Origin of the sequence: Acinetobacter sp. TGL-Y2 (assembly GCF_001612555.1) — a bacterium.
Taxonomy (GTDB): Bacteria; Pseudomonadota; Gammaproteobacteria; order Pseudomonadales; family Moraxellaceae; genus Acinetobacter.
Genome location: NZ_CP015110.1, coordinates 609913 through 633489 on the forward strand (window position 1 = coordinate 609913; position 23577 = coordinate 633489).

At 42.6% G+C, this 23577-nt stretch carries 14 protein-coding genes, 2 tRNA genes, 3 rRNA genes and 1 pseudogene; 12 read left to right on the forward strand and 8 right to left on the reverse strand.

Annotated features, from left to right (window positions below):
* Positions 1 to 68 precede the first annotated feature (68 nt).
* Entirely contained in the window at positions 69 to 2819 is a 2751-nt protein-coding gene (locus tag AMD27_RS02835) for a DUF2339 domain-containing protein (RefSeq protein WP_067656098.1), read from the forward strand.
* 106 nt (positions 2820 to 2925) lie between these two features.
* Here the strand turns inward: AMD27_RS02835 and AMD27_RS02840 are convergent, their stop codons facing one another.
* Both AMD27_RS02840 and AMD27_RS02845 read right to left on the reverse strand, forming a co-directional pair.
* Entirely contained in the window at positions 2926 to 3843 is a 918-nt protein-coding gene (locus AMD27_RS02840) for a mechanosensitive ion channel family protein (RefSeq protein WP_067656100.1), read from the reverse strand.
* Positions 3844 to 3852: 9 nt separating this feature from the next.
* A complete protein-coding gene (locus tag AMD27_RS02845; protein WP_067656103.1) occupies positions 3853 to 4671 on the reverse strand; it encodes a hypothetical protein in 819 nt (272 codons plus the stop codon).
* A gap of 100 nt (positions 4672 to 4771) precedes the next feature.
* Here AMD27_RS02845 and gspE point away from each other — a divergent pair, with 100 nt between their 5' ends.
* The 3 genes and pseudogenes from gspE to AMD27_RS02860 all read left to right on the forward strand — a co-directional run bounded on the left by gspE (position 4772) and on the right by AMD27_RS02860 (position 7817).
* The gene (gspE, locus tag AMD27_RS02850) at positions 4772 to 6259 is read left to right on the forward strand and encodes a type II secretion system ATPase GspE (RefSeq protein WP_067656106.1); all 1488 of its coding nucleotides are present in this window, start codon (positions 4772 to 4774) and stop codon (positions 6257 to 6259) included.
* 303 nt (positions 6260 to 6562) lie between these two features.
* Positions 6563 to 6823: pseudogene (locus AMD27_RS19005) on the forward strand (PAAR domain-containing protein); the annotation flags it as partial.
* Positions 6824 to 7490: 667 nt separating this feature from the next.
* Entirely contained in the window at positions 7491 to 7817 is a 327-nt protein-coding gene (locus AMD27_RS02860; RefSeq protein WP_150115743.1) for a hypothetical protein, read from the forward strand.
* Positions 7818 to 8001: 184 nt separating this feature from the next.
* Here AMD27_RS02860 and AMD27_RS02865 read toward each other — a convergent pair whose 3' ends face one another.
* From AMD27_RS02865 to AMD27_RS02885, 5 genes are all read right to left on the reverse strand, one after another.
* Positions 8002 to 8427 carry an organic hydroperoxide resistance protein gene (locus AMD27_RS02865; protein ID WP_067656113.1) on the reverse strand — a complete coding sequence of 142 codons (426 nt, stop codon included), beginning with the start codon at positions 8425 to 8427 and terminating at the stop codon, positions 8002 to 8004.
* Positions 8428 to 8551: 124 nt separating this feature from the next.
* Complete coding sequence (locus AMD27_RS02870; RefSeq protein WP_067656116.1) at positions 8552 to 9376, reverse strand: carbon-nitrogen hydrolase family protein; 825 nt, start codon at positions 9374 to 9376, stop codon at positions 8552 to 8554.
* 32 nt (positions 9377 to 9408) lie between these two features.
* Positions 9409 to 9915 carry an anti-anti-sigma factor GigB gene (gene gigB / locus AMD27_RS02875; protein WP_067656119.1) on the reverse strand — a complete coding sequence of 169 codons (507 nt, stop codon included), beginning with the start codon at positions 9913 to 9915 and terminating at the stop codon, positions 9409 to 9411.
* A 113-nt stretch (positions 9916 to 10028) separates the two neighbouring features.
* Positions 10029 to 10997, reverse strand: coding sequence for an RsbU family protein phosphatase GigA (gene gigA, locus AMD27_RS02880; RefSeq protein WP_067656122.1), 969 nt, complete (start codon positions 10995 to 10997; stop codon positions 10029 to 10031).
* Between the two features lie 142 nt (positions 10998 to 11139).
* On the reverse strand, positions 11140 to 12039 hold the full coding sequence (locus tag AMD27_RS02885; RefSeq protein ID WP_067656125.1) for a VacJ family lipoprotein: 900 nt from the start codon (positions 12037 to 12039) through the stop codon (positions 11140 to 11142).
* A gap of 564 nt (positions 12040 to 12603) precedes the next feature.
* Here AMD27_RS02885 and AMD27_RS02890 point away from each other — a divergent pair.
* From AMD27_RS02890 to AMD27_RS02915, 6 genes are all read left to right on the forward strand, one after another.
* Positions 12604 to 14141 (forward strand): 16S ribosomal RNA (locus AMD27_RS02890).
* A 61-nt stretch (positions 14142 to 14202) separates the two neighbouring features.
* Positions 14203 to 14279 (forward strand) — tRNA-Ile (locus tag AMD27_RS02895).
* Between the two features lie 73 nt (positions 14280 to 14352).
* A tRNA-Ala gene (locus AMD27_RS02900) sits at positions 14353 to 14428 on the forward strand.
* A 479-nt stretch (positions 14429 to 14907) separates the two neighbouring features.
* Positions 14908 to 17802: ribosomal RNA gene (locus AMD27_RS02905) — 23S ribosomal RNA — on the forward strand.
* 165 nt (positions 17803 to 17967) lie between these two features.
* Positions 17968 to 18082 (forward strand): 5S ribosomal RNA (gene rrf, locus AMD27_RS02910).
* The 16S, 23S and 5S rRNA genes sit together here with 2 tRNA genes alongside, the layout of an rRNA operon.
* Positions 18083 to 18786: 704 nt before the next feature.
* Positions 18787 to 19950, forward strand: coding sequence for an acyl-CoA dehydrogenase family protein (locus tag AMD27_RS02915; RefSeq protein WP_067656128.1), 1164 nt, complete (start codon positions 18787 to 18789; stop codon positions 19948 to 19950).
* A gap of 84 nt (positions 19951 to 20034) precedes the next feature.
* Here the strand turns inward: AMD27_RS02915 and AMD27_RS02920 are convergent, their stop codons facing one another.
* Complete coding sequence (locus AMD27_RS02920; protein ID WP_067656131.1) at positions 20035 to 20640, reverse strand: TetR/AcrR family transcriptional regulator; 606 nt, start codon at positions 20638 to 20640, stop codon at positions 20035 to 20037.
* Positions 20641 to 20803: 163 nt separating this feature from the next.
* Between AMD27_RS02920 and AMD27_RS02925 the strand changes: the two genes are divergently transcribed.
* Positions 20804 to 22624 (forward strand): acyclic terpene utilization AtuA family protein, encoded by a 1821-nt coding sequence (locus AMD27_RS02925; protein WP_150115744.1) that lies wholly within the window; start codon positions 20804 to 20806, stop codon positions 22622 to 22624.
* Positions 22625 to 22692: 68 nt separating this feature from the next.
* A complete protein-coding gene (locus AMD27_RS02930; RefSeq protein WP_067656134.1) occupies positions 22693 to 23574 on the forward strand; it encodes an SDR family oxidoreductase in 882 nt (293 codons plus the stop codon).
* Positions 23575 to 23577 lie beyond the last annotated feature (3 nt).

Consider the following 23577-nt stretch of genomic DNA (forward strand, 5'->3'; position numbering starts at 1 on the left):
TGATGAATTGAGCAGAACAAGCTGGAGCGCTACTGTATGATCAAATTTCAAGGACAGAGAAAGACAATATGCTGAAGCAACACAGTGAAATTCGAATGATTTGGTTGATGGTTTTAATCATCTCCGCGGTTGGTGCGTGGTTTTTAAAACTCCCGATTCTGACCTTTCTGTGTGCTATCGCTTTCGTTTTGAGCGTAATGCAATATATCGATGCAATTGAAAAACCTGCTGAAAAATTAGCAGCACAATCAGATTCAGCTTTTGAGGTGACCTCAAAAATACCGCTATATCTGTCTTCAATTGTTGCGGTAGTGGGTAGTCTGATGAGTTGGTATTGGTTGGTGGGCTTAGCAGCATCGAGTTGGATTTTCTTTTTTTTACGTTGGCTCCGGAGGTTGGAACAAAATTTAAATCATATTCAAGCCCATCAAAAAATCAAAAATACAGAAGGAATGGCGTCAAGTCATGATGGTCTTTTGGATCCTTCGTTGAATTCTCAGCAATCCATATCTTCAACACTTCAAGCCTCCACACCAGAATTGGGTTTCACGGATCAAATCAAATCTTGGATATTCAATGGCAATCCCGTGTTAAAAGTGGCGATTGTGGTGTTGGTCATCGGTCTCATTTTGTTATTGCGCTTTGCAACAGAGCATTGGCAATTGAGTCTTGCCTTAAAACTGACCATTGTGGCTTTACTGAGTTTAATTACAACGATATTGGGATTAACTTTAAGAAATAAAAATAGAAGCTTTGCCTTGGCACTGGAAGGGCTGGGTTTGGCTGGACTGTTTCTGACCTTATTTTTTGCGTATTACAATCATGTCATTCCAAGTTTAGGCAGTGCATCACTGTGTTATATGGTGATTATGGCGGGCACCTTGGCTTTAAGTTTGCGCCAACAAAGTGTTGAGTTGGCACTCATGGCAATGTTGATTGCTTATATTGCGCCTTTTACCCTGCCCGTGCGAGAAGCCACTGCTGTTGAGTTGGTCGCATATTATTTAGTCATTAATGTTGCAGTTGCAATATTAAGCACCTTAAGACCGTGGAAAATGCTCAATCAAATTGCATTTTTGGCCACCGCATTGATTGGCAGCATCTATGTTTTTATTCATGGCTATGTGCAAGAGCGTGACTTAATTACTGCTTTGGTGCTTGCGCATACGGCTATTTTTATCTGGCTGGGTTTTCGTTTTAGTCAGTTGCTGGCCAAAAAAGACGGGGTTCAACTCGGTTTAAAACCGGTGCTTGATGTTGCATTGATCTTTAGTGCGCCCATAGTCGGTTATCTGTGTATTTACCTGATGTACTTTGAAGAGATTGCTTGGCAAGCCGGTATGAGTTTTGGTTTTGCTGTGATCTTTGCCATACTGTATCAACTGGCCAAGCGTAATCAATCTGTTGGTTTAATTTCACAAAGTTATCTCAGTTTGAGCTTAATTTTTCTCGCCTTAGTTCCACCTATTTTATTGCCCGAAGAGTGGAGTGTGACGGGTTGGGCGCTTGAAGGTGTCCTGATTTTTATCTTTGCGCTTTATCGTCAGTCAAGCATCAGCCGTTATTTGGCGATGGGTTTACTGATTGTGGCGGGCTTATCCAGTCTTTATTATTGGGTTGAGTTGGCTGTATTTCCAAGCAATATGTATTGGATACTCAGTTTCAGTTATTTGGCTGTGGTGCTGATTGCAAATATCCGTACAGATTTTCGCTCACAATTGTCATTACCCAGTGTGCTCTTTCTCAGTCTATTAAGTCTCTCTGCCAGTACTATACAGCTTGTTCTTTGGTTGGATGGGTTGCACGGTTTGGAGGACACTTTGCAGTCAGGCTTAAGTCTGTTGCTGGTCAGCTTGATTTATTTTGTGATCAATGAAGTGCTGTTGTTTAGAAAAGCAAACTGGACATGGCTCATCCCTAAATGGTCGGGGCTGATTCCACTGATGATTTTTGCATTCTGGATCACACTAACGCAGGTCGAGCAGGGCGCTTTGCAATGGAACTCCATCTCTGAGCGGATACTTTTTGCTTTATCTGGATTGGTGCTCACTGTGTTGTGGTTCAGGCCTGTGTCAAGTGAACAATCTGAACGAGAATGGATCAGTTTAGGCATGTTTAGCTCATTGGGATTGGCGAGTTTGACGCTGCTACCGAGTATGCCGTATATCAGTGTGGTGATCTTGCCGCTACTGATGTGTGTCTGGTCTAGGTTTTCTCAGTCACATCCCATATGGGTTCTGTCATGGCAGTCAAGAAGCGCTGTCATGCTGATGGTCATTTGGATGATTTGTTCACAGTTATTCTCTGAGCAAGCATTTCAAGCTTATGTGTTGCCACTATTGAATCTATTTGATTTGGTGAGTTTAGCCATGCTGTTGGTGTTTATAGGGATGTTGTCTTCGCAGCTTAAATCAGGTTTAGATCGAAGTGTGGTCGCTATTTTAATGGTGATGAGTTTATTGTGGCTGAGCAGCTATATTGTACTGCGTGCTTTGCATGTTTATTTCCAAACGCCGTATAACGATTTACAGCTTTGGGAAAATGCTTCGGTACAGCTGAGTTTGACTTTACTTTGGGTCAGTCTCGCGTTCATCACCATGAGTGTCGCCGCGCGGAAGCAGATTCGTTCGCTCTGGATTTTAGGCGGCAGTATTTTATTGATTGTGACCTTAAAACTGGTGCTGCTGGATTTGTCTCACGTCGGAACATTGACGCGTGTAATTTCGTTTTTGGGTGCAGGCTTTGTGATGTTAATCATTGCTTATATTGCCCCGATGCCAGAAGGTGAGAACCTGTTGGCTCTCGATTCAAAAGAATAAATTTAAAAGACCGTATAAAAGCAGTTGAGAATGAGGCGCTTTAAAACACCTCATTCTCAAATTTTTAAATGCTTGTGTTCAATCTTCAAAGCTTAAGCATCAAGCCTTAAATTTTTGGTTCACGCTTTAAGTCTTCTGCATGGGCATAGTTGTCAATTTCTTCATTGCTCAGCGCTTGCTGTGATGTACGGTCTACAAAACCCATTTTAGGTACTGGAATTTCAATAAGATTATCCACAAAACCATTTCGAATTCTTTCCTGCATTTCATCACGAACTTGTAGGAAGTTTTCTTGTTGGCACCATATGGCAAATAACAGCTCAATGGAGGATTCACGAAATGCGGTCACGGTCACCGCAGGTTTCGGATCTGCCAGTACCAGTGGGTAGCTATTTGCAACGCCCAATAACACTTCACGCACTTTAATGATGTCTTCATGAAAGTTAATCGCAAGGGTAATCGGAATGCGCCGTATGGGAAATTTCGACAAGTTATGCACGGGAGCACGAATCAGCTGTTCATTCGGTAAGCGCACATAGACATTGTCCTGCGTGAGCAATTTGACCGAAAGTAAGTCAATTGAAATCACTTCACCTTCGATGGTATTACCGCGTATCAGCGTAAGTTGAATGGTATCCCCAATTTCAAATGAACCTTCACCAATCAAAAACAGACCACTGATTAAGTTGGTTGCAGAGGTTTGTGAAGCAAAACCTAAGGCAACCGTCAAAATACCGGCTGCACCTAAGAAGACGCTCAATTTAAAACCGGCTTCTTTTAAGCTTGCCATCACAAAAATCAAAAAAATGAAGTAAAAAATACCGCGTCGCCAGACCAGTCTTTGGTGTGCATTAAACTTATGACCAATGGTGCGAATAAACGTATTCGACACTACACGGGCGAACAGAAATCCAATAAAACACAGCACCACTGCAATTAAAATTTCAGTGAGACGATCGGTGTTAACCGTGGTGAATATGCTTTTAAGACTCTCAGCAATTGTTTTGGTAAGACTATCAGCCATATTGCCCTCTTAAAAGAATGAATCAAACATATTGAACAGTGCACCGCCCGGTGAACGTGCAGGGTTCACATAACTGACTTCACCCGCCAAAGGGGGGGTACGGTTTTCTATTCGGATACGTGCAGGACGATCACTGCCTTCATGAATGACTTTAATTTGTGATGTCCATAAGCGCTGGGTACTTTCACTATAGAACAAAGGTAGGGCAGGCACCGGGACATTCATTCGATCAAAACGCAGCTGTTGCCCACTCACATTATGAAAATCAATCGGCGTCACCGCACGAAATGCACGAGGTCGAAGCTGTTTAAGCTCTGTGCGTCCATCTACGGAAGTCGCATAACACATTTCACCACTTCTCGGGTCTGGGCCGAACCACGTGTCTTTGGGCATAATCACCGGAATATCAAAGAGTGGGCTTTTTTGACCCTGTACATAACCCGAAATCCATAAAGGCGTACTGATGTAAAGCGTACCGCGCTGACCTGCGGGAATATAGATGGGATCCACAGGCCGAATCACCACTGAACGATCGGCCAAGCGCGGCAGCAGTTGTACATTTGGACTGGTTTCGCGGAACATATAGCGCTCCACATGCACCGGTTGTGGAAAAGCAAAATGGACATCCTCAATGATATGCCAGTTTTGCTCATAATCATGCTGTACCTGTGGGCGGTAATATTCTAAACGCCATTCTTGCATCCCACGGGTTAAGCGAAACATTAAAGAACCAAATTGCCATGCCTTGGATTGATTCAATTCAAATTTTTGTTCGCCCCACCATTTTAGGTTTGTATTCTCTGGCTCTCGCGGTTCATTTTGAAACAAAGCGGCATATCCTTAAAAAAATTCTGTGAAAAAACAGACTTCACGCTGTCATGTGCTTAGAGTACACTTAAAACAATTCTAATCATCATTATAAGTCGCAATGCAAGTACTTAAACAATTACAAATACCTTATAGTTTTGCAAAAAAGCATGGAGTGCTGCTACGTTATGAAGGTGATCAAGTTTTTATTGTTCGTCGTCAAGATGCATCATTGGTTTCCATTCAAGAAGCCCGTCGTTATATTGGACGTGTGGCTCACCACCAATTAAGCACTGAACAAGATTTTAATCAACTGCTGAGTTCAAGTTACGCAGGGGAAACAGGTGAGTCTCAACAAGTCGCAGCGGGACTTGAGGATCATCCAGATTTACTCAGCCTAGCGGATCAAGTGCCTGAAACTGAAGATCTCATGGATCAAGAAGATGATGCACCAATTGTCCGTTTAATCAATGCCTTGTTGTCTGAGGCCATTCGTGTTGGGGCATCCGATATTCATATTGAAGCCTTTGAAAAAAAACTGTCAGTTCGTTTACGTGTCGATGGTCAACTTCGAGAAATTGTACAACCGCGTCGTGAGCTTGCGCCGCTTTTGGTATCTCGTATTAAAGTCATGGCAAAGCTCGATATCGCGGAAAAACGCATTCCGCAAGATGGTCGTATTTCCTTAAGACTTGCAGGGCGTGAGGTAGACGTACGTGTTTCCACCTTACCGTCCTCGCATGGTGAACGTGTGGTGATGCGTCTTCTTGATAAACAAGCAGGGCGTTTGAATATGACCCATTTGGGACTGATGCAAAGTGATTATGATCGCTTGACTCAGTTGGTACACCGTCCGCATGGCATTATTTTGGTCACAGGGCCGACAGGTTCGGGTAAAACCACCACACTGTATGCAGCACTGTCCGATTTAAATGATGGCTCTAAAAATATTCTCACTGCAGAAGATCCCATTGAATATCAACTTGAAGGCATTGGGCAGACTCAAGTCAATACCAAAGTCGATATGACTTTTGCTCGTGCGTTAAAGGCTATGCTGCGTCAAGATCCAGATGTGGTGATGGTCGGGGAGATTCGAGATTTAGAAACAGCAGAAATTGCAGTTCAGGCCTCACTCACCGGACATTTAGTTTTGTCCACCCTACATACCAATACAGCGATTGGTGCAGTGACGCGTCTTAAAGACATGGGCATTGAGCCCTTCCTTTTAGCCAGTTCACTGATTGGCGTGATTGCGCAAAGACTAGTGCGTACGCTGTGTTCGCATTGTCATACTTTACGTGATTCAGATGATTTTGAACATGAAATATTTAGAACTGTAAGTCAAGAAAGCATCATTAAGTTACCTCAGCCCAAAGGGTGTGAGCATTGCTCGCATACAGGGTTTAGTGGTCGAACTGCGATATATGAAATAGCACCTGTTGATGATCAAATGCGCCGTTTAATTCATGGCAACGCAGCGGAGTATGAGCTTGAAAGCTATGTACGTCAGCAGTCGGGTTCGATTCGAGAAGATGGATTGCGTAAAGTATTGCAAGGTAAAACAACTTTAGAGGAAGTGTTGAGAGTGACCAATGAAGCAGCGGAGTGATGTAGAAAATATTGTCTGCGGATCCGAAACGTATTATTCAATGAGTTTAATTAAAGCTGTGAAATAATAATCAAAGAATAGGCGGGAAACGTGAATGATCAGAAAAAAAGCCCAAACAGTGATGTTTGGGCTGTAAAATTTGAAATAACTATTTGAATTTTAAAGGGAAATATAACACAGTTCGCATAAGGTGTATTATGTTAATTTTAGAAATATTAACAAATTAGAATAATCGCTTGGCTTCAAATTTTTGTTAATTATGATAGGTTAAGTACGAAATAAAAGAACTAGAAATATGCAACTATGTCAAAAGCTTTAGTAACCATTGGATCAATGACCAATCATGGCGGGATTGTTTCGGAATGTGATACTACCTTTATCATCAATGGAATTGCCGTTCATTTGAATGGCATGAAACATTTCTGTCCCAAGTGTAAAACTGTCGTTTCAGCAATTGCCTCTGATCAATCAACTATCGTTAATGGCAGAGCCGTAGTTCTTGCAGGAGATAAAACAACGTGTGGTGCTACATTTCTTGGTAATCAACACCTTGTTGTATCTCAACCTAAGAGTTCTTCATCTCCTAGCTCTGCTATGTCAAAACTACAGAATACTCAATCCCCAATAGCGAAGGCCGCCTCAAGCTTACCGAATATGACAATGGGGTTAACAGATCAAAGTAATCAGCCGAAAGGGCCATTTACTGGCAGTGGGCGCGGTGATCCTGATACAACTAGAGGCGTATTAAACGATTTAACTTTTGGAATGAGTGAAAAAGTTTTAACAGCTTTAGGAATGGAACCTGCTGATCCTAAGAAATTAGAACAAGGAGAGATTATAGGAGCAGTAATTGGCCCTGGTAAAGTTAAAGTTATTGGCAAAGCTGCAAAAGAAGCAGGAGAAAAAGCTTTAGGTAGAGAAGCTACAGGCGTTTTAGGTAGCCGCCATAATCAAATGAATCAACCCAAAAATCCCAATTACCAACCAGTTAGAAATAATCCTACCAATATAGATGGTCGTAACTATTCTGGGCATGCTCTTGATAGGATGCAGGATAGAGGTATTATGCCATCAGTTGTAAAAGATACGATTAAACATGGTTCTCAAACAGTAGGTAAAAAATCTACAACCAACCATTATAGTCCAACAAATAATGTCACTGTAGTAACTAATAAACGAGGCGATGTGGTTACGGTATCACATGGAAAAATTGATGGTAAGGGGAAATAAAATGAATGAACTTTTAGAATTTGTACAAGAATATTCGACAGCAACAGAAACTCATTACCACTATGCTGAGTTTGCCAAAAATGTTGAAAATATTTATGAAAATTTTAAAGATAAATTTCCATTAGAAATCCAAGAACAATTAAACATTTTAATTTTTGATATGGAAGTCATAAATGGATTAGCACTATGCGACTGGGATTTAGCTAGTAGACCAACTGATTGGAATGATTGGAATACTGACTATAAAGAAGATGCTGATGATTTAAAGAAACAACTTGTGAGGATCTTAACTGGAGTACAGAAAGAATATATAAGAACCTTAGAATAGTGATAAATATTCCTTCTATTTAACATAATGGACGTTATGCGAAATTCTCCGATCGAAGTTATTTCGAGCAATCATTTTAGATAAAATCTCTTATAAGAAGTTAAATCTATTATTCATAGAAAAGCTGATATGCAAAACATATCAGCTTTTTATTTTTTATAGTGGATTGCAATTTTTTATAAAATCAAACAATCACATTCAAGGTCACATCAATATTGCCACGTGTTGCATTTGAATATGGACACACAATATGTGCAGCATCAACCAGCTTTTGCGCCTCGTTTTGCTCTAAACCTTCTAAGTGAACATTCAGTATTACCGCTAAGCCAAAACCTGTCGGAATAGGGCCAATACTCACTTCGCCCTCAATATACGCATCTTTAGAGATATTTAATTTATCTCGATTCGCGACAAACTTCATCGCACCCAAAAAACACGCCGAATAACCTGCGGCAAAAAGCTGTTCAGGGTTTGTTCCACCACCGGGACCGCCCATTTCTTTCGGCACAGCCAATTGAACATCTAAGACCCCATCTGATGATGTTGCACGACCGTCACGACCACCGGTTGCTTTGGCTTTTGCGGTATATACTATTTTTTCTAATGACATGACAAAATCCCATTAATCAATGTGAACTCTGATCGTGGCTGATTTTGATGAACAAATAATCAGTGAAATTGTAAATTTACGCGTTATTGTGTGATTGAAAATTAAAATTTGTGTAATTTAACTATTAAAATTGCAGCAGTCTGCGATGCTGCATGAGCGGCATCGATTCACGAATTTTGGCTTGCTCTTCTAAATCAAAATGTACAGTAATCAGCTGTGCACCTTCACTATCAATCCTATCTAAAATTTGCCCACGACTGTTACTGGCTGCAGAATGCCCCCAAGTTTGACGTTTTTCGCCGTGTAAGCCTTGTTGCGCTGCACCCAAGACTTGACATTGACTGTCCATCGCACGTGCCTGTAATAACAATTGCCAGTGCATTTGACCTGTGGTGTAAGTAAAAGCAGAAGGTGCGGTTAATAGATGAGCACCTTGGTGTCTTAAATTTAACGCAAGTTCAGGAAAGCGCAGATCATAACAAACCATAAGACCAATATTGCCAAATGGTGTTTGTGCAACCACCACCTCATCCCCAGGTTCAAAGAATTTAGATTCTTGATACCCACCGACCGCATCACCGACTTGAACATCAAACAAATGAATTTTATCGTAACGTGCTTCGGTACGCTCAGGGCTAATACATAAACTGGTGGTACGCACACGACCATCGGGAACAACTGTTCCATCTGGGCGATATGGGCAAGGAAGCGTTCCCGCGACGATCCAAATTTGATGCGTATGCGCAAGCTGTTGTAGGCGCTGCTGAAACTCTTGAAAGCGTTCCGCTGTTTCACGCTGTTTACCCGCGGCGAAACATGCAAAATTTTCAGGAAAAACAATTAAAGAAGCACCACCACTTTTCGCTTTAATGATCAATGATTCAATGGCCTTGAAGTTTGCTTCAATATCATCTTGAGAATTCATTTGAACAATAGAAACTAAAGTCATGATGCTCTTCCTAGGCTTAAAATTTATTGTTTTTAGATACTATGATCAATCGTATCTTTTTGCTTTTCCAGCTGTTTGACCAAAGGTTCAAACATATTTTGATTATTCTGATTTAACTTCATTAAGGTTTTATGCGCATCTAACACCGTAGACAGCATGGTATTGTGCGTAATGTGCTCATCGAGCAATTCACGCGTGCATACATTCGGATCTCCACAATAATTCAGGATCACGAAAACCTGCCCTAGGCCCATACTATTGGCCAGAGTGGTAATGTCTGAATTGGTCGATAACATCACAGCCTGAATATTGTGCACTTGCTTCAGCTTTAAACCCAGCTTCGCCAAAATACCCAAAACAGTACTGTCTATAAATGTGGTTTGTGTTAAATCAACAATTGCGCCAATGACGTTATTTTGTTGTTCAATTCGAGACAGCAGCTTGTCTAAACTAATACAAGATTGCGCTCGAACTTCACCAATAAGTTTGAAGATATGCGTGCCATTTAAGCTTGCATATTCAACATGACCTGTTGACATATAAATGCCATGTGCAGAAAAGGATGGTAAAATTATCACATAGCACAACCCTATACTCAAGTGGTCTAGGGTCGTAGAGAGGGGTCTAAAAACGTAGACTATTGATTATAAAGTTAATTCATTCTTTGAAAGCTTAAGATTGCAATATCATCTGCGACATGTTCTGGTGCTTCAAATGATTGGTTCTGCAAATGAAATAGCAATTGTGTGAATTGTTCATTCAAACCCCCATCAAAAGGTTCAAGTGCGCCATCTGAACAAATAATGAAACGCGCATAACGACTTAATACGCATTCTTGTTCTTCAATTTCAAAATCGGCAGTCAAACCCAACGGAAAACTACTGGTATTTAAGATACGGGGCGGTTGGTTCGGCTCAAAGATAATCGCAGGTGGATAATGCCCAGCACTTGACCATTTTAAATGATGGGTTTCCAAATTCAATACACCCGCTAACATGGTGATATGTTTTTCAATATTCTCTTGCAACAACATGCCGTTAAGTTTCTTTAATAGCTCTCGCGGTGTTTTAGAACGACCATGAAAGGCTGCCATCCAAGAGGTGAGTAATGAACTGGTCACACCGTGCCCAGAGACATCAGCTAAATAAAAAATGACTTCTTTATCACTAATTTTCCAGTAATCGTACCAATCCCCAGATAAATAAGCAGACGGTTGAAACAAGGTTTCGACTTTATAGTTTTGTAGTTCAATCGGATTGGGTAAAAGCTTCTTCTGTAATGCCGCAGCTGAAGGCAAATCACGACTGTCTTGATTACGCTTGTACTGCGCATCAATTTTTGACAGTGCCTTTTCAGGATTTACTGGCAAGCGAGACCATAACCAACCAGCGAGGGCACCCATTTCCCAGGCTTGAGACAATTGTGCCCCTTCATGTTCATAGGCAATCACAATTGTTGGTAATGACCATTGATAATCTAGAAAATCATTGACATCAGCAATTGCGATAATAGTTGGATCATATAAATGAATATCTTCTATATTGATCATTTGCAGGCTCGGAAGCGTATCTAGAACTTGATCTAAATTGGGAATGTTACGCGTGGGCTGAATGAAATACATAGAATTGAACGATGATCCTGATTAATAGTCGCTTAAGTTATCTTAGACGATGTAAGAGGCTTATCCAAGCATTGAGGGGAATTCATAGTGAATCCCCCTCAATGCAATTAGAATCAAGAAAATACAAAATCGTATGGCTTAATTATTTAATAAAATCGGCATCGCCGTCTGAATCAATAAATAAGTCTGCGCCAGTTTCACCACCTTTTTTCTGAGCAATTTGGAAATTTTTACGCTGTAAATAAATATCACGAATAGCCGCGTATTTGTCACCTTGTAAAACATCTTCTACATCGAGCAGTTGCGAACGCGCATCAATGCCACGCATCACTTGTTCTGAGTAGTACAAGCGATCATTGTCTTCGAGTAGATATTTCTGAGGACGTGCTTGACTGTCCACAATACTACTTAAGCCATCCCTAAGCGTACTAGGACCCATCAATGGCAGCATCAAATAAGGACCAGAAGGTACACCGTAGTAGCCCAATGTGGTTCCTAAAGATTCATCTTCAGTGCCTAGACCTAAACGTCGCGCTGGATCTGCAAAACCCAATGTGGTCACTGTATTAAGGGTAAAGCGACCTAAGGTTTGTGCGGCACGGCCAAAACGACCTTGCGCCACTTGGTTGACTGCATTCCAAGGTTCACCTAAATTTTTACGAAACTGTCGGTATGAACCACGAACTTCAGTTGGCACTTTTTCTGTGTACTGAACAGCAAGCGGACGCGCCACATTACGGTCAAGCATATCGTTAAATTCATAGATCTGACGGTTTAAAGGTTGCAGCGGGTCTTTAATACCATCTGACTGAGCAGCAGACGCATTCACCTTTAAATCATCAACTTTTAAATTTTTAAGTTCTTTTAGTGACTCAAGGCGTGGATGCTTCACATCAGATTTTGTCTCAACTACTGGTGACTCATTCATTTTAGGCACAGCAGAATCAGTCGTATTGTTATTGATGCTTTCATCTTGTGCAAAAACAGGAGTCGATAAACTAAAACTCAGCATACCGACCCATATAAGAGAAGAACGATGCATAAAAAGTTCCTAAATTCTAAAAAAAATATTCATTATGTATGGAAATATAGCATTTCAACATTCTAGCAGGTCTTATCTGATAAGTATTAAGCTAAATTTGATCAAATAATGTTAGAAATCGTCATAAAAATACCGATTTTGTACACAGAACAACCACTCGTTGGATTTATTTTAAAATAATTGAGAAAGGGGGTTGTATGGCGTTAGAAATGCTGTAGAATGCACATCCATCGGCGGTGATGTTGATTAAAACTTGTTGATAAACAATAGCTTAGTCCAAGTGGTTAAATTTAAGTTTATTGAACGAGTTAAAAAATAATTAGCAAAACCTGTTGACTATTCTTCGAAAGAGAGTAGTATAGCCGACCTAGCTTGCTGGTGACGAACCAACAAGAAGATCATTAAGAGATTATGAAGAACAACTTGTGTGGATTTTTACTGATTGATCGATCGAAATTATTTTCATTGATTTACTGGTAGAAATTACTCGAAGTTTATTTGAGAAATATTTGTCAGAAGATTGATGAGCCAAGATTGGTACCCTTTAAGGTACTAAGCAATATTAAACTGAAGAGTTTGATCATGGCTCAGATTGAACGCTGGCGGCAGGCTTAACACATGCAAGTCGAGCGGGGGAAGGTAGCTTGCTACCTAACTTAGCGGCGGACGGGTGAGTAATACTTAGGAATCTGCCTATTAGTGGGGGACAACAGTTGGAAACGACTGCTAATACCGCATACGCCCTACGGGGGAAAGCAGGGGATCTTCGGACCTTGCGCTAATAGATGAGCCTAAGTCGGATTAGCTAGTTGGTGGGGTAAAGGCCTACCAAGGCGACGATCTGTAGCGGGTCTGAGAGGATGATCCGCCACACTGGGACTGAGACACGGCCCAGACTCCTACGGGAGGCAGCAGTGGGGAATATTGGACAATGGGGGGAACCCTGATCCAGCCATGCCGCGTGTGTGAAGAAGGCCTTTTGGTTGTAAAGCACTTTAAGCGAGGAGGAGGCTACTTGGATTAATACTCTGAGATAGTGGACGTTACTCGCAGAATAAGCACCGGCTAACTCTGTGCCAGCAGCCGCGGTAATACAGAGGGTGCAAGCGTTAATCGGATTTACTGGGCGTAAAGCGTGCGTAGGTGGCCAATTAAGTCAAATGTGAAATCCCTGAGCTTAACTTAGGAATTGCATTCGATACTGGTTGGCTAGAGTATGGGAGAGGATGGTAGAATTCCAGGTGTAGCGGTGAAATGCGTAGAGATCTGGAGGAATACCGATGGCGAAGGCAGCCATCTGGCCTAATACTGACACTGAGGTACGAAAGCATGGGGAGCAAACAGGATTAGATACCCTGGTAGTCCATGCCGTAAACGATGTCTACTAGCCGTTGGGGTCTTTGAGACTTTAGTGGCGCAGCTAACGCGATAAGTAGACCGCCTGGGGAGTACGGTCGCAAGACTAAAACTCAAATGAATTGACGGGGGCCCGCACAAGCGGTGGAGCATGTGGTTTAATTCGATGCAACGCGAAGAACCTTACCTGGTCTTGACATACAGAGAACTTTCCAGAGATGGATTGGTGCCTTCGGGAACTCTGATACAGGTGCTGCATGGCTGTCGTCAGCTCGTGTCGTGAGATGTTGGGTTAAGTCCCGCAACGAGCGCAACCCTTTTCCTTATTTGCCAGCGGGTTAAGCCGGGAACTTTAAGGATACTGCCAGTGACAAACTGGAGGAAGGCGGGGACGACGTCAAGTCATCATGGCCCTTACGACCAGGGCTACACACGTGCTACAATGGTCGGTACAAAGGGTTGCTACCTAGCGATAGGATGCTAATCTCAAAAAGCCGATCGTAGTCCGGATTGGAGTCTGCAACTCGACTCCATGAAGTCGGAATCGCTAGTAATCGCGGATCAGAATGCCGCGGTGAATACGTTCCCGGGCCTTGTACACACCGCCCGTCACACCATGGGAGTTTGTTGCACCAGAAGTAGGTAGTCTAACCTTAGGGGGGACGCTTACCACGGTGTGGCCGATGACTGGGGTGAAGTCGTAACAAGGTAGCCGTAGGGGAACCTGCGGCTGGATCACCTCCTTAACGAAAGATTGACGATCGGTAAGAATCCACAACAAGTTGTTCTTCATGAAGATGTATCTGAGGGTCTGTAGCTCAGTTGGTTAGAGCACACGCTTGATAAGCGTGGGGTCACAAGTTCAAATCTTGTCAGACCCACCAATCTAACGAACGAAGATGAAGCAATTCATCGGAGTGAAGGATAAGAAGATATATCGAATCTATATGATAAGCTGGGGACTTAGCTTAGTTGGTAGAGCGCCTGCTTTGCACGCAGGAGGTCAACGGTTCGACTCCGTTAGTCTCCACCAAATTTCAAGACAAGAAAAGCATGCTTTTCCTTGAAATTTAAAGCAAGAAGCTATGCTTCGCGCAGGCTTTAATCAAACGAAGCGATGTTCGAATGCAAAACAAGCAAACAGCTAGATAGCTTATAGAGATTAACAAGTACAAGCATTAAGATATGCGGACTTGGTAATCTCTGTGATTTATCACAGTTTCTAGACCTGACGAAGGCTAGAGCAATCATTAACAGAATATATTTGAGTTGAAATAAATTGTTTAAGGCTCAGAACTAAATTGACATTGAATTGTTACACGCAAGTGAAACGATTGAATGAAAGTGAAGTGATGAGAAACTAGCGATTAACTGAATCAAGCGTTTTGGTATATGAATTAGATTGAAGCTATATAGTGTTTAAATACACGAAACAACGAACTGTATGAAGTAACGTAAGTGACTTCTGTCCTAGTACTGCTTGTAAAGTACTACGACTGTTTGGGGTTGTATAGTCAAGTAATTAAGTGCATGTGGTGGATGCCTTGGCAGTCAGAGGCGATGAAAGACGTAATAGCCTGCGATAAGCTCCGGGGAGGCGGCAAATATCCTGTGATCCGGAGATTTCTGAATGGGGAAACCCACTTACCATAAGGTAGGTATTGCAACATGAATACATAGTGTTGCAAGGCGAACGAGGGGAAGTGAAACATCTCAGTACCCTTAGGAAAAGAAATCAATTGAGATTCCCTTAGTAGCGGCGAGCGAACGGGGAAAAGCCCATTAAGTCATATAAGTTCTAGTGGAATGCTCTGGGAAGTGCAACCGTAGTGGGTGATAGTCCTGTACACGAAAGGGCTTATATGATGATGTCGAGTAGGGCGGGGCACGTGAAACCTTGTCTGAATATGGGGGGACCATCCTCCAAGGCTAAATACTCCTGACTGACCGATAGTGAACCAGTACCGTGAGGGAAAGGCGAAAAGAACCCCTGTGAGGGGAGTGAAATAGATCCTGAAACCGCATGCATACAAGCAGTGGGAGCCGGCATTGAGTCCGGTGACTGCGTACCTTTTGTATAATGGGTCAGCGACTTACATTCAGTAGCAAGGTTAACCGAATAGGGGAGCCGTAGAGAAATCGAGTCTTAATAGGGCGTTTAGTTGCTGGGTGTAGACCCGAAACCAGGCGATCTATCCATGAGCAGGTTGAAGGTTGGGTAACACTAACTGGAGGACCGAACCCACTGTCGTTGAAAAGCCAGGGGATGACTTGTGGATAGGGGTGAAAGGCTAATCAAGCCTGGTGATAGCTGGTTCTCCCCGAAAGCTATTTAGGTAGCGCCTCGGACGAATACCATTGGGGGTAGAGCACTGTTTCGGCTAGGGGGTCATCCCGACTTACCAAACCGATGCAAACTCCGAATACCAATGAGTACTATCCGGGAGACAGACTGCGGGTGCTAACGTCCGTAGTCAAGAGGAAAACAATCCAGACCGCCAGCTAAGGCCCCAAAATTATAGTTAAGTGGGAAACGATGTGGGAAGGCATAGACAGCTAGGAGGTTGGCTTAGAAGCAGCCATCCTTTAAAGAAAGCGTAATAGCTCACTAGTCGAGTCGGCCTGCGCGGAAGATGTAACGGGGCTAAAACTATATGCCGAAGCTGCGGATTTGCAATTTATTGCAAGTGGTAGGGGAGCGTTCTGTAAGCCGATGAAGGTGGATTGAGAAGTCTGCTGGAGGTATCAGAAGTGCGAATGCTGACGTGAGTAACGACAAAACGAGTGAAAAACTCGTTCGCTGAAAGACCAAGGGTTCCAGTCCAACGTTAATCGGGGCTGGGTGAGTCGACCCCTAAGGCGAGGCCGAGAGGCGTAGTCGATGGGAAATTGGTTAATATTCCAATACTTCTGTGTAATGCGATGAGAGGACGGAGAAGGTTAAGTCAGCCTGGCGTTGGTTGTCCAGGTGAAAGGTAGTAGGCATGCATCTTAGGCAAATCCGGGGTGCTCTATGCTGAGAACTGATAGCAAGCTAATTTATTAGCGAAGTGGCTGATACCATACTTCCAGGAAAAGTCTCTAAGCTTCAGTTACACAGGAATCGTACCCTAAACCGACACAGGTGGTCAGGTCGAGTAGACCAAAGCGCTTGAGAGAACTCTGCTGAAGGAACTAGGCAAAATGGTACCGTAACTTCGGGAGAAGGTACGCTGTCGACGGTGATGGAATTTACTTCCTGAGCTATTGATAGCCACAGAAACCAGGCCCCTGCAACTGTTTATTAAAAACATAGCACTCTGCAAACACGAAAGTGGACGTATAGGGTGTGATGCCTGCCCGGTGCTGGAAGGTTAATTGATGGGGTTAGCGTAAGCGAAGCTCTTGATCGAAGCCCCAGTAAACGGCGGCCGTAACTATAACGGTCCTAAGGTAGCGAAATTCCTTGTCGGGTAAGTTCCGACCTGCACGAATGGCATAATGATGGGGGCGCTGTCTCCAGCAGAGACTCAGTGAAATCGAATTCGCCGTGAAGATGCGGTGTACCCGCGGCTAGACGGAAAGACCCCGTGAACCTTTACTGCAGCTTGACATTGAACTTTGATCTTACTTGTGTAGGATAGGTGGGAGGCTTTGAAACTTGGACGCTAGTTCAAGTGGAGCCAATCTTGAAATACCACCCTGGTAATATTGAGGTTCTAACTCTGCTCCATAATCTGGAGCGAGGACCATGTCTGGTGGGTAGTTTGACTGGGGCGGTCTCCTCCTAAAGAGTAACGGAGGAGTACGAAGGTGCGCTCAGCGTGGTCGGAAATCACGCGTAGAGTATAAAGGCAAAAGCGCGCTTAACTGCGAGACCCACAAGTCGAGCAGGTACGAAAGTAGGTCTTAGTGATCCGGTGGTTCTGTATGGAAGGGCCATCGCTCAACGGATAAAAGGTACTCTGGGGATAACAGGCTGATACCGCCCAAGAGTTCATATCGACGGCGGTGTTTGGCACCTCGATGTCGGCTCATCTCATCCTGGGGCTGAAGCAGGTCCCAAGGGTATGGCTGTTCGCCATTTAAAGAGGTACGCGAGCTGGGTTTAGAACGTCGTGAGACAGTTCGGTCCCTATCTACCGTGGGCGTTGGAAATTTGAGAGGATCTGCTCCTAGTACGAGAGGACCAGAGTGGACGAACCTCTGGTGTACCGGTTGTGACGCCAGTCGCATCGCCGGGTAGCTATGTTCGGAAGGGATAACCGCTGAAAGCATCTAAGCGGGAAGCCTACCTCAAGATTAGATTTCCCTAGGACTATATGTCCTCTAAAGAGCCGTTGAAGACTACAACGTTGATAGGTTGGATGTGGAAGCATAGTGATATGTGAAGCTGACCAATACTAATTACTCGTGAGGCTTGACTATACAACACCCAAACAGTTGGTGTTGTTGATCTAATTGATACAAAAACCTTGATTTAGTAATCGCAAGTACCTAAACTGCAACTCAAATATTATTCTGTTAATAACTCTTTTGGTAGAACGCCTTGGCATCTAAATAAGACCAATGCAAGTATCCATAAACAGTTGTGCTGGCGACAATAGCAAGAGTGAACCACCTGATCCCTTCCCGAACTCAGAAGTGAAACCTCTTCGCGCTGATGGTAGTGTGGGGTTACCCATGTGAGAGTAAGTCATCGCCAGCTCATTAATTCCTAAAACACCCCCTTCATCTTAATGATGAAGGGGGTGTTTTTTTTGCTTAGAAAAAAAATCTGAACAACATAGCTTGTCTTATTGGTTAATGTAAATCTTAATTAGCATGAGGAAGAGTGCAAAATAGAAGTAAAATATTGAAATATCCTAAAATTTTAGAATGATGATGAAATTCAAAATAGATGACGATATCGAATATCGCTATAAATCTTGTGCTTTGAAGCTTGTTTGCCCCAAATTTTATTTTCGGACCTCAAAATAACTGCAACTGATTTTTTGAAGGGCAGACTGCTCAAATACCAAACTGTCTATTTTGCTTATTATGTTGAATGTGGCAACATTTTTTATAGAGATATTAATGTTCTGCAAGTCTTTAATATTCAAGAATGTGATGTCAAAGTGATCTCAGTAAAATTGAAGTTATTGAATATTGTGATGCGATTGATGAGAATTTTGAAGTGTTGAAAAAGTCCAATTTGAATTTATTTGTCCTCTAGAATCACTGAATCTTACAAGATTGTTATTAAAATTAAATCATAAATTTTAATAACTCTTCAATAATCAATCTCATAGTGTCTGAAAATTAGATGATTGTTGATTTATGCCAAAAAAATGATGCTTCTTGCTATTAAATAAACATCAGTAAATGTCAGTATGAAAAGGAAGGATTTAAATAATTTCAGGGACATAGATAATGCAATACAATCCAATTTACTATACAGATGAGCACTTTGCCTTTGCCAATGCAGTTAAAAAATTCGTAGAAAAAGAAATTACGCCTTTTGTGAATGAATGGGATGAGGCTGGAACATTTCCACGTGAACTTTATAAAAAAGCGGCAGATATTGGATTGATGGCATCAGGTTTTGATGAGAGATATGGTGGTACCACGGAGACAGATGCATTCTATACCTTACTGGCCTGTGTCGAATTAGCGAAATGTGCTTCAGGAGGTTTAGTTGCATCATTGCTTTCGCATATGATTGGTGCACCACCGATCAATAGTTTCGCAAGTGAAGAGATAAAAGCAGAAGTTTTACCACAAATTTTATCGGGTGAAAAAATATCAGCCTTAGCCATTACTGAACCGGGCGGTGGCTCAGATGTGGCTGCTTTGCAGACCAAAGCGATTAAAGAGGGTGATGATTATATAGTGACAGGCGAAAAAACCTTTATTACCTCAGGCATTCGCGCTGATTATTATACGGTTGCAGTACGCACGGATCCTGAAGCCAAAGGCCCAAATGGGATTTCGATGTTATTGATTGATGCGCATTCTGCAGGAATTACTAAAACTAAATTAGATAAAATGGGTTGGTGGGCATCTGATACAGCACATCTACATTTTGATCAAGTACGTGTACCTGCGAAAAATTTAATTGGTCCTGAAAATATGGGATTCTTTGTGATCATGAATAATTTTAATATGGAGCGCTTTTTCTTAGCCGCGGGCAGTTATGGTTATGCCCAAGTGTGTTATAAAGAAGCACTCGATTGGGCGCAACAGCGTAAAACTTTTGGTAAACGTCTAGTTGATCATCAAGTGGTGCGTCATAAATTAGTCGATATGGCGACACGTCTGCAAATGACCAGAACCATGCTCGAAGACACCGCATATAAAATGGGACGTCCTGAATTACAAGGCAATGAACTGATTGCACAAATTTGTATGCTCAAAAATGTTGCGACACAAACCATGCAGTTTTGTGCAGATGCTGCGGTGCAAACGTTGGGTGGTATGGGGTTTATGCGCGGAATGAAATCAGAGCGAATCTACCGTGAAGTGAAGGTGAATATGATTGGTGGTGGTGCAGAAGAAATCATGAAAGATTTGGCCAGTCGTCAATTGGGCTTCTAATGATTTAAGTTGAATGAATTAAGTTAAATGAATAATAATGGGTGGCTCATGAGTCACCTATGTTTTATTTTGAGGTGTAAGAGCTTATGTCGGATTGAGGGTCATTTCCCAGACGATATCGGTCAATTGATCCAAACTTAATTTTCCTTCTGGCTTATACCATGTCACCGTCCATGCAATAGCCCCCCCAATTAAGCGGCGCCAAATAAATGGATCGTGTTTAATTTTTCCTTGATCATGTAATACTTGAATCACATTCAGCCAAATACGTTCATAATCATTTCTAAGTTTGAGTAATTTTTTCTGATTTTCTGGCGAAAGCGCAAACCATTCATACACCAAGACCGCCATAGCAGATCCTGTATCACCGGAAATCGCTTCGAGTTCGGCTTTAATCAATTCCTTAAGTTGCAGTTCAGGATCATCTGATGTGGCTATCGCACCTTCAAGACAAGCATTATTGTAGATAATGGTTTGTTCCATCACATTGGCTAAAATATCGTCTTTGGTTTTGAAATGGTGAAATAAACTGCCCGATTGGATCCCGATAAATTGCGCCAATTCTCTGACTGTGGTTTTGGCATAACCTTGTTTATGGAATAGATAAGCCGCACCTAACAGTAAACGCCCACGGGGGGTGTCATCAAAACATGCAATCGGTTGAATGTGTTCAATTGAAGAAGCAATCATTTTATTATTTTATCCCGTTCTATTGGCGAAAGCCTTGCTGTATCAGTATCTAAATTTAAGTTAAGCAGATTTGCCAAGAATAATAACATTTTGCACTTTACAAACCAAGCGCTTGCTTGGTAGATTGTGTTTAAAGTTTAAACATAATAATGAGAAGGCAATAATGACTACACATCAGGATGATCAAAAAATTGTAAAAATTGGCTGTGCTTCTGGTTTTTGGGGGGATACCAATACCGCGGCATTCCAACTGGTGCACATGTCCGATATTGATTATTTAGTGTTTGACTATCTTTCAGAAATTACCATGTCGATAATGGCCAAGGCGAAAATGACAGAGCCTTCGCATGGCTATGCACTTGATTTTGTCAGTCGTGTGATGACGCCCCTCATTAAAAAAATTGCCGATAAAAAAATAAAAGTGATCAGCAATGCAGGTGGAGTCAATCCATTGGCATGCCGTGATGCCTTAGTCAAAGTGATTGAAAATGCAGGACTTGATTTGAAAGTCGCGGTGGTATTGGGTGATGATTTAATGGATCAACATACCACTTTGCAAAAACAAAATATCAATGAGATGTTTAGCGGCGAAGATTTACCTGCGCATGTGGCAAGTAGTAATGCTTACTTAGGTGCTGTTGCGATTCGTGATGCTCTAGATTTGGGCGCAGATATCGTCATTACCGGGCGTGTGGTGGATTCAGCAGTAGTGTTGGGTCCACTTTTACATGAATACAAGTGGTCATTGGACGATTATGACAAACTGTCTCAAGGATCACTTGCAGGTCACGTGATTGAGTGTGGTGTGCAGTGTACCGGGGGTAATTTTACCGATTGGCGTTTGGTTGAAGGCTTTGACAACATGGGTTTTCCCATTGTTGAAGTGGCAGCAGACGGTACATTTGTGGTGACTAAACCTGCAGGCACCGGCGGTCTGGTTTCGGTGGGTACAGTCGCTGAACAAGTGGTGTATGAAATTGGTCATCCGCAAGCATATTTATTGCCAGATGTGACTGCAGATTTCACTCAAGTGAAGTTGGAGCAAGTCGGCGAGCACCGCGTCAAAGTCTCTGGGGCTTTAGGATCCGCACCCAGCTCACACTATAAAGTCAGCACCACCTACCCAGATGGTCACCGCGTATTGGTCAGTTTCTTACTTGCCGGTCAAGATGCTGAAGAAAAAGCTTTAGCTGTTTCAAATGCAATCTTAACCAAAGTTGAACGTGTGCTTGCAATGCGTTCAGTTCCACCATTTAGTGAAAAGTCAGTGGAAATTTTGGGAACTGAAACCACCTATGGCGCGAACCGCCGCGTACAAGGCAACCGTGAGGTGGTGGTGAAAATTGCGGTAAAGCATATGTTTAAAGAAGCCTGTATGTTTTTTGCATCTGAAATTGCACAAGCATCAACCGGTATGGCACCTGCATTGACTGGCATTGTGGGGGGACGTCCTAAACCATCTCCTGTGATTAAACTGTTTTCTTTCTTGGTGGATAAATCATCTTTGAAGGTTGAAGTGGATCTTAATGGTGAACGTCATCCCGTTCAAATTCCAGTGGGTTCCGCTGTGCAGACGCAAACATTGCCTGCGGGTGAAGTGGCGGAATTTAAAGGCGATGAAATTGAAGTGCCTTTGGTCAAAGTGGCGCATGCGCGCAGTGGGGATAAAGGCAATTACAGCAATATCGGGGTGATTGCGCGTCGACCAGAATTTCTGCCTTGGATTCGTGCATCACTGACTGAAGTGAATGTCGCGGAATACATGAAGCATGTGTTCGAAGCTGTAGATAATCAAGAAAATAAAGTGCAACGTTATGAAATTCCAGGGTTTCATGCGCTGAATTTCTTACTACTTGATGCTTTGGGCGGTGGTGGAGTGGCGAGTTTACGCATTGACCCCCAAGGTAAAGCCTTTGCGCAACAACTTTTAGATATGCCTGTCAAAGTACCTGTATCATTATTGAATCAAGCGGCTAATCGTTGAAATTGTAAAAAATTGAATCAGAAAAACTGTAAAAAATAAGTGTGAATTAATAAAGGAAGAAAATCAGGATGAGTTATCGCTCGATATTTAGACCCGATGCATTTGCCGAAAAAGTCGTGATTGTGACGGGTGGTGGTTCAGGGATAGGACGTTGTACGGCACATGAGCTTGCTGCACTGGGTGCACAAGTGGTGATCACTGGTCGAAAGATTGAAAAACTTCAACATGTCAGCAACGAAATTACTGAAGATGGTGGCAAGGTTCATTTCATCGTCTGTGATAACCGTGAAGAACAACAAGTCAAAGACATGATTGCTGAAGTGATTGAAACATTTGGCAGAATCGATGGTTTAGTGAATAACGCGGGCGGTCAATTTCCATCAAGTTTAGAAGGGATTTCTGCCAATGGTTTTGATGCGGTCATCCGTAATAACCTGCATTCAACCTTTTATTTAATGCGCGAAGCGTATAACCAGTGGATGGAAAAAAATGGCGGCAGCATCGTCAATATGACGGCTGATATGTGGGGCGGGATGCCAGGTATGGGACATTCAGGGGCAGCACGTTCTGGGGTGGATAATTTGACCAAGACTGCATCTGTTGAATGGGGTAAATCTGGGGTGCGGGTCAATGCTGTGGCACCGGGCTGGATTTTATCATCAGGCATGGATACGTATTCGGGCGTATTTGCGGAAGTGATTATTCCGAGTTTATCCAATAATGTCCCTCTACAGCGTATGGGGACCGAATCAGAAGTCTCATCTGCAATTGTGTATTTGCTGTCTGAAGCGGCAGGATTTGTCTCGGGTGTCACGCTCAGAATAGATGGTGCAGCATCGCAAGGCACACGCATGTATCCATTATCAGATGCAAAAAACAGTGAATCCTATAACGGCTTTCACCGTGCATTTATTCCTGATGTCATTAAAAAAAGAAATCATCAAGCTTAAGGA

Bases quoted from the DNA above. Each gene is read 5' to 3' on its own strand.
- AMD27_RS02835 (WP_067656098.1), top strand. From the start codon at position 69: ATGCTGAAGCAACACAGTGAAATTCGAATGATTTGGTTGATGGTTTTA.
- AMD27_RS02840 (WP_067656100.1), bottom strand. From the start codon at position 3,843: ATGGCTGATAGTCTTACCAAAACAATTGCTGAGAGTCTTAAAAGCATA.
- gspE (WP_067656106.1), top strand. From the start codon at position 4,772: ATGCAAGTACTTAAACAATTACAAATACCTTATAGTTTTGCAAAAAAG.
- AMD27_RS02860 (WP_150115743.1), top strand. From the start codon at position 7,491: ATGAATGAACTTTTAGAATTTGTACAAGAATATTCGACAGCAACAGAA.
- AMD27_RS02865 (WP_067656113.1), bottom strand. From the start codon at position 8,427: ATGTCATTAGAAAAAATAGTATATACCGCAAAAGCCAAAGCAACCGGT.
- AMD27_RS02870 (WP_067656116.1), bottom strand. From the start codon at position 9,376: ATGACTTTAGTTTCTATTGTTCAAATGAATTCTCAAGATGATATTGAA.
- gigB (WP_067656119.1), bottom strand. From the start codon at position 9,915: ATGTCAACAGGTCATGTTGAATATGCAAGCTTAAATGGCACGCATATC.
- gigA (WP_067656122.1), bottom strand. From the start codon at position 10,997: ATGTATTTCATTCAGCCCACGCGTAACATTCCCAATTTAGATCAAGTT.
- AMD27_RS02885 (WP_067656125.1), bottom strand. From the start codon at position 12,039: ATGCATCGTTCTTCTCTTATATGGGTCGGTATGCTGAGTTTTAGTTTA.
- AMD27_RS02915 (WP_067656128.1), top strand. From the start codon at position 18,787: ATGCAATACAATCCAATTTACTATACAGATGAGCACTTTGCCTTTGCC.
- AMD27_RS02920 (WP_067656131.1), bottom strand. From the start codon at position 20,640: ATGATTGCTTCTTCAATTGAACACATTCAACCGATTGCATGTTTTGAT.
- AMD27_RS02925 (WP_150115744.1), top strand. From the start codon at position 20,804: ATGACTACACATCAGGATGATCAAAAAATTGTAAAAATTGGCTGTGCT.
- AMD27_RS02930 (WP_067656134.1), top strand. From the start codon at position 22,693: ATGAGTTATCGCTCGATATTTAGACCCGATGCATTTGCCGAAAAAGTC.